Here is a 4,860-nt window from a genome sequence, read left to right on the forward strand (position 1 = left end):
TCTGACATCTGCGGTTTCTGTATCGAAAAGAAGACTTATGCAATTCAAGTCTAATCAGTATCGGATTGTCCACGGTTTATACCTCTGTCACATCTTTTTTCTAGTTTACTTTGACTTGTGTGTACACGGTAGCCAAATGGCGGGGGACAGACTGCCTTTTAAGGAAAACATCTGGCTTGTGTCGGTTACTTTGCACTTCCTATAAAAAGCAAATATGCTAAGATTGCGCTAATATTAACACTGCGCGTCTGGAACTAATCTAATTGGAACCATCCATGATATCCCAATCAATGCCATCATCCGGGAACAGCGATAATTGCCCGGGCGATACGTTAGATTGACCGCGGTTGTGATACGAAAGGTGGCAAGCAGTACACAGGGCGACTAAGTTTTCGAGGCGGTTGTCTTCCGGTATCCGGTTGCGGTGGTGTACCGTCAAAGTTAACTTTAAGCGTTCAGATTTGGTTAAATCCTTAGTATTTTTGCCTGGTCGGAGGCATTGTTGGTTGCATTTAGCGCAGCGCCATCGGGCGTTTTCTTTTACTGAAAATGCAATTTCTTGCCAGTTGTCGGGATACCTTTTGGGTTTTGCCATAAACGTAAAAGCTTATTTTTTCACAATTGGCGCGATCGCTTTGTTGCCGGAGTGAGAATGCTACCGTCATGTTGAGAGTCCTGTGAATCCCCTGCTACTGGCATTTGGGTTAGCCTTCAGATAGTCGCGCAACCACTTACGGCCGCTTAATAGTAAATTATCCAGTTGTTCATTGAGGTCTAAGCTAATTTCTGTATCATTAATAGGCCAAAGTCTTATGGTTTTGTCATGACTAGCTGAGACAATCATTTTACCATTTGGACTAAAACTTAAACTTTCAACTGCATCGGTATGCCCTTCTAAAGTTTGTATTAATTCGCCTTAGATGGTTCTAAGCTCGCATCTTTCGCTGCTGAAATCAACGATTGTAATTCTTTACCAGCCTTAACAGCTTCTAATAAACTGTACTTCCCCCATACAAATGTACTAAAAACCCTCAAACGTTCGATCGCCTGCATCTGCTCCGTGCGACAGGGATTCTGGCTCGGCACGGCAAGTACAGGCAAAATAACCGAACTCGCTCTTTACACTGCAATGCTGTTCGGTGCATGGCAGTGGTGGCCCCAGCAACTCGTGCTGTTAACCGTGCTGCCTCAATGCGCGTTTGTAGTGTTTGCTGGGGCATTGGTCGGCTGCACGCTCAGGTGGGGGGTCGAGCGAGCTGTTGCCCGCAACTGAGAAGTTTATTTAAACTCTTCTGTCAAACCGTAGATTAATGTTGTGACGTTGTTTTATGCTGCGGACTTGATTTCTTTCGTTTCAGCCATCCTCCCAAGCCTAGGGCTATAGCTGAACCAAAGATTGCGGTCGGTTCGGGTACGGGCTCGGCAACCTCGGCGGTTTCAACTGTCAGTCTTGTTGCGATAGGAGTCCCACGATAACCCCCCAGGGCGACGTTACCCAAGTTCAAGGCACGAATGCCAAACCCAGCAAAAGCATCGGCGTTTCTAACTCGTTGATTCAAAAACTGAGTTACGTCAAAAGCAAGATCGTAGGTATCGAATGAAGTATTTACAGAGCTTAAGAATGTTCCTGCCTCAAAATCTGATGTTTCGGCTGTACCGTTTCCTACATAGCCGAAGATCCCAAGACTACCAGGGTTACCAATTCCAACCTCAGATACCTCAAAAGTTGCAATACGGGTGTAAAAAACAGCACTGTTGACAACTGTATTAGGGGTAAAAGGAAAACTGCCGAGATTGAATTCGGCAAACTCTGCATCTTCAACATTCCTTGCCTTCCGAATACCGATGGTATTTCTAAGAGGAATCAACAGGTCTCCCAGTCCGTCAGAGTTAGAATCTCTGACTACAAAAGCGGTAGTAGGTTGCAAGTTAAATGTAGCTGAATAAGCTTCTTCGTTAGCTCCTAATGCAAAACCTAGAACGGTGCAAACAGAGGTAACTGCGACTTTGTGGTAGAGATCGTTCATAAAAACTAAATTTCCTTCGCTCGCAAACAACTTGACTGTAAAGCTCGCTCAGCAATCAAACTATCTAAATACTAGCTAGCTAGCTTAAAAAACCGTAATTCTTTATTTAACTTATTTAATCTTAACCAGAAAGTTAGGTGCATAAATGCTCTAGAGAGCAAGCAACGATCGCCGTTATCAAAACAGAGCCGCTGCGACCGCCGCCTCAAACCGAATCGTCCGTCCACCCACACTCCGGGCAGTCCCAATGCACCGGGGGGATTTCGTACTTGGGAAACGGACGCTCGCACCGGGGACACCGACCGGTAAACAAACGGTGGGTATTTAGGAGTTCTAAACGAAGCAGAAAGCGTTTCGGTCTATCCGCTGCATTTGAACCCACATTCTGCCCTTTGAACTGGCACAGTCGATAACTTTTGATTTTTGCTTCTACCTTCGACGACAATACTCAATACTAAAGTCTTCTTGTTCTAGCAAATCTGACCTTGCTTAGCAGCAGTAGAGTGACCAATAGGGTTACTGCCAACCCACCTTTCATCCACTGGTTCCGATGCCAATTGATAACGGCTGTCCGAGGAGAGTCTAATATAAGGAGAATGGTTATCCAAACTGGCATGAACGGTAAACATACCAAAAATCAAAACATCTCCAGCCTCAAATTCGGAACTCAACCAACGTCCTCCGTATCTACAGCGCAAAGAAACCGGGTTTTTGGATAAGGCTCCATCCCACCATTTTTGATGGGAGGCATACAAAGGAGCCGTTTTTCTGTTAGCACAATAGCGATCGACATCTTTACATCCATAGCTATTTTTAATAGTCTCTAGATGGTGAGAATTTTCCAAAATCATTAACCCCCCTAATTCCCAAGGAATATCGCCTAAGGGAGTCCAAGCCGTGTAAAGCTTGTCAGTTCCCCGTCCCATATACACAATGTCACAATGAGCATAAGTTCCTTTCCCTGGAGCGATGGCTCTAAGCCAGGTGTAATCGTAATGCCGGACTTGACCGCCTAAAAACATTCCAAAAAATTCCATCATCCGTCCCGAATAAAGCAGTGTTTTCAGTGTTGAACTCCTGCTTGCTAAATCGGGACGGAAATTCATATTTAATCCAGGTTTAGCGATGCAATCTCGAACAGGACTGTCAAGTTCCAAGCTTCCCTCAGCAGCTAAAGAAGCTGCAATTTCCTGACGAGCTTGCCAAACTTCTTGAGAGCTAAGAAAGGCTTTTAAGTATAAGTAACCGTCTTGTTGCATCCTCCGTCGCAATTGCTCTGGCACTCCGAGTACATCGGAGGAGTCCCTTAGATAACCAAAAGCCTCGTCACGGCAATCTAGTTCATAACCTAGGGAACTTAGGGCAGTTTTTGATTGTCTAATTAGCATCGTGGCTACCCGTTCAAGCCGGGACAGTAGAAACTTCAGTATTCAACAGATGTGCTGGATAATACCTTTACCGGGGGGTGGATTATCCGTCGTATCTGCTGGATAACACCCTAATTTTAAGGGATTAAACAGAAACGAAAGCAGGTTAAGTCCGGGTTATTGGGTGTTATCTGTCACTTTTGCTGAATATTATCTCCTATATCGATCTTATCCAGCATTAACCTAATGTCACAACATACCGCTCCGATGTGGCTTTGTCGCTTGCTGGAGGCGGAGCTTTCGCGGAGCCTGCGGAGCTCGATCGCACTCACAGCAAGCGATCGCATTATGATGCCGCTTTATAAGTGAGAGTAACAGTCAGGAGAACCCCACTCTGTTTGTCGTATTTGCCAGAAGTGCGAAAAAATCAGAATTAATTGGCATGGAAGAAAACCGTACAAAGCTATTCCTAGAAACCGAAAATGCTGTGTCAACGCCATGATGAGCCAGCCGAGCGAACTCTTCACGGCGCGGGCATTGGGGGAAGTATCGCTGGTGTTAACCGTACCAAAAACGCGGTGCGGGTGATGTGTAGCAGGCCCATCATCTATCAACTTTTTGGTAATCTCCCCCAAGTTCTCGCTCAAACCTATATTCCGTACCAGCTAAGTGTCACGCTGTGAATTCTCGGAGTTTGGCGAAATTGAACTTGCGGCCGCAAGTCCAATTTTCCACTTGTGTATAAAAAGCGATCGTTTTGGTTCGCAAAATTCCGCAAAAATAGATTGTGACAGTGGAGGGTGGGGAAAGTGGGGGTAGTGCCAAAGTGGGATTAAAGAATTACTTTACGATCGATTATGTTAGAATAATCTACCGAAAACAAGCAGATAGCCAAGCCATGGTCGCTGGTCGCAGGAAGCCATTCAGCTATTATTAAAGCGCACAAACCGCACTGCGCGATCCATCATCCAAGGAAAGCACCTCGGATACTAAGGGGAGTTGCAGTGGCTGTCCTAGAACGCAGAAATTCGACATTCAACTTTAGTTTCTCTCCTAGCCACTGGAACTTCCATCAAAAAATTTCTGAGATATACCGCCTCTTTCTAATTGAAATTCGCAAGCAATCGCCATTAGCTGCAATTATTTCTCCCTTCCAGAAGCGTGTAGTTTCAAGAGTGGCAAGAGATTGAGGATATTTTGCTTCAACTCGATCCATATTTGCTGGATAGTGGATTACCGAACCTTTCTTAAGACAAGCTTATGTTATAAAAAATCGGTAAGTCGCTGATTTATAGGCGTGGTATCTAGTATACATTTTTGTTAGCCTTCAGCTAATACTAATTTACTATTAATTTGCACGAAATCTGCAAACCTTCGTTGAACAAAAGTTCGATTTCCTCTTGGGTGAGTAGGCTCTTCTGGAGTCAAGGTGATAAGCAAACCTAATCAGAAAAGCAAGCTAATAG

7 protein-coding genes are annotated in these 4,860 nt (G+C 44.8%); 1 reads left to right on the forward strand and 6 read right to left on the reverse strand.

Annotation, left to right across the window (positions count from 1 at the left end; all coding sequences use genetic code 11):
• Positions 1 to 259 precede the first annotated feature (259 nt).
• The 5 genes from QT974_RS30955 to QT974_RS30970 all read right to left on the reverse strand — a co-directional run bounded on the left by QT974_RS30955 (position 260) and on the right by QT974_RS30970 (position 3,415).
• Entirely contained in the window at positions 260 to 595 is a 336-nt protein-coding gene (locus QT974_RS30955) for an HNH endonuclease (RefSeq protein WP_333472203.1), read from the reverse strand.
• Between the two features lie 66 nt (positions 596 to 661).
• Entirely contained in the window at positions 662 to 907 is a 246-nt protein-coding gene (locus tag QT974_RS34870) for a WD40 repeat domain-containing protein (RefSeq protein WP_442933229.1), read from the reverse strand.
• On the reverse strand, positions 907 to 1,101 hold the full coding sequence (locus QT974_RS30960) for a hypothetical protein (protein WP_333472204.1): 195 nt from the start codon (positions 1,099 to 1,101) through the stop codon (positions 907 to 909). The genes QT974_RS34870 and QT974_RS30960 overlap by 1 nt, the downstream gene beginning before the upstream one ends.
• A 206-nt stretch (positions 1,102 to 1,307) precedes the next feature.
• Entirely contained in the window at positions 1,308 to 2,027 is a 720-nt protein-coding gene (locus QT974_RS30965) for a PEP-CTERM sorting domain-containing protein (protein WP_333472205.1), read from the reverse strand.
• A gap of 470 nt (positions 2,028 to 2,497) precedes the next feature.
• Positions 2,498 to 3,415 carry a phytanoyl-CoA dioxygenase family protein gene (locus QT974_RS30970; RefSeq protein ID WP_333472206.1) on the reverse strand — a complete coding sequence of 306 codons (918 nt, stop codon included), beginning with the start codon at positions 3,413 to 3,415 and terminating at the stop codon, positions 2,498 to 2,500.
• Positions 3,416 to 3,640: 225 nt separating this feature from the next.
• On the opposite strand from QT974_RS30970, the gene QT974_RS30975 reads away from it, so the two are divergent.
• Positions 3,641 to 3,763, forward strand: a complete 123-nt coding sequence (locus QT974_RS30975; RefSeq protein WP_333472207.1) for a hypothetical protein — start codon at positions 3,641 to 3,643, stop codon at positions 3,761 to 3,763.
• Here QT974_RS30975 and QT974_RS30980 read toward each other — a convergent pair.
• Positions 3,754 to 4,041, reverse strand: a complete 288-nt coding sequence (locus QT974_RS30980; protein ID WP_333472208.1) for a hypothetical protein — start codon at positions 4,039 to 4,041, stop codon at positions 3,754 to 3,756. The genes QT974_RS30975 and QT974_RS30980 overlap by 10 nt on opposite strands.
• Positions 4,042 to 4,860 lie beyond the last annotated feature (819 nt).

Source organism: Microcoleus sp. BM001215392, from assembly GCF_036700185.1.
Taxonomy (GTDB): domain Bacteria; phylum Cyanobacteriota; class Cyanobacteriia; order Cyanobacteriales; family Microcoleaceae; genus Microcoleus.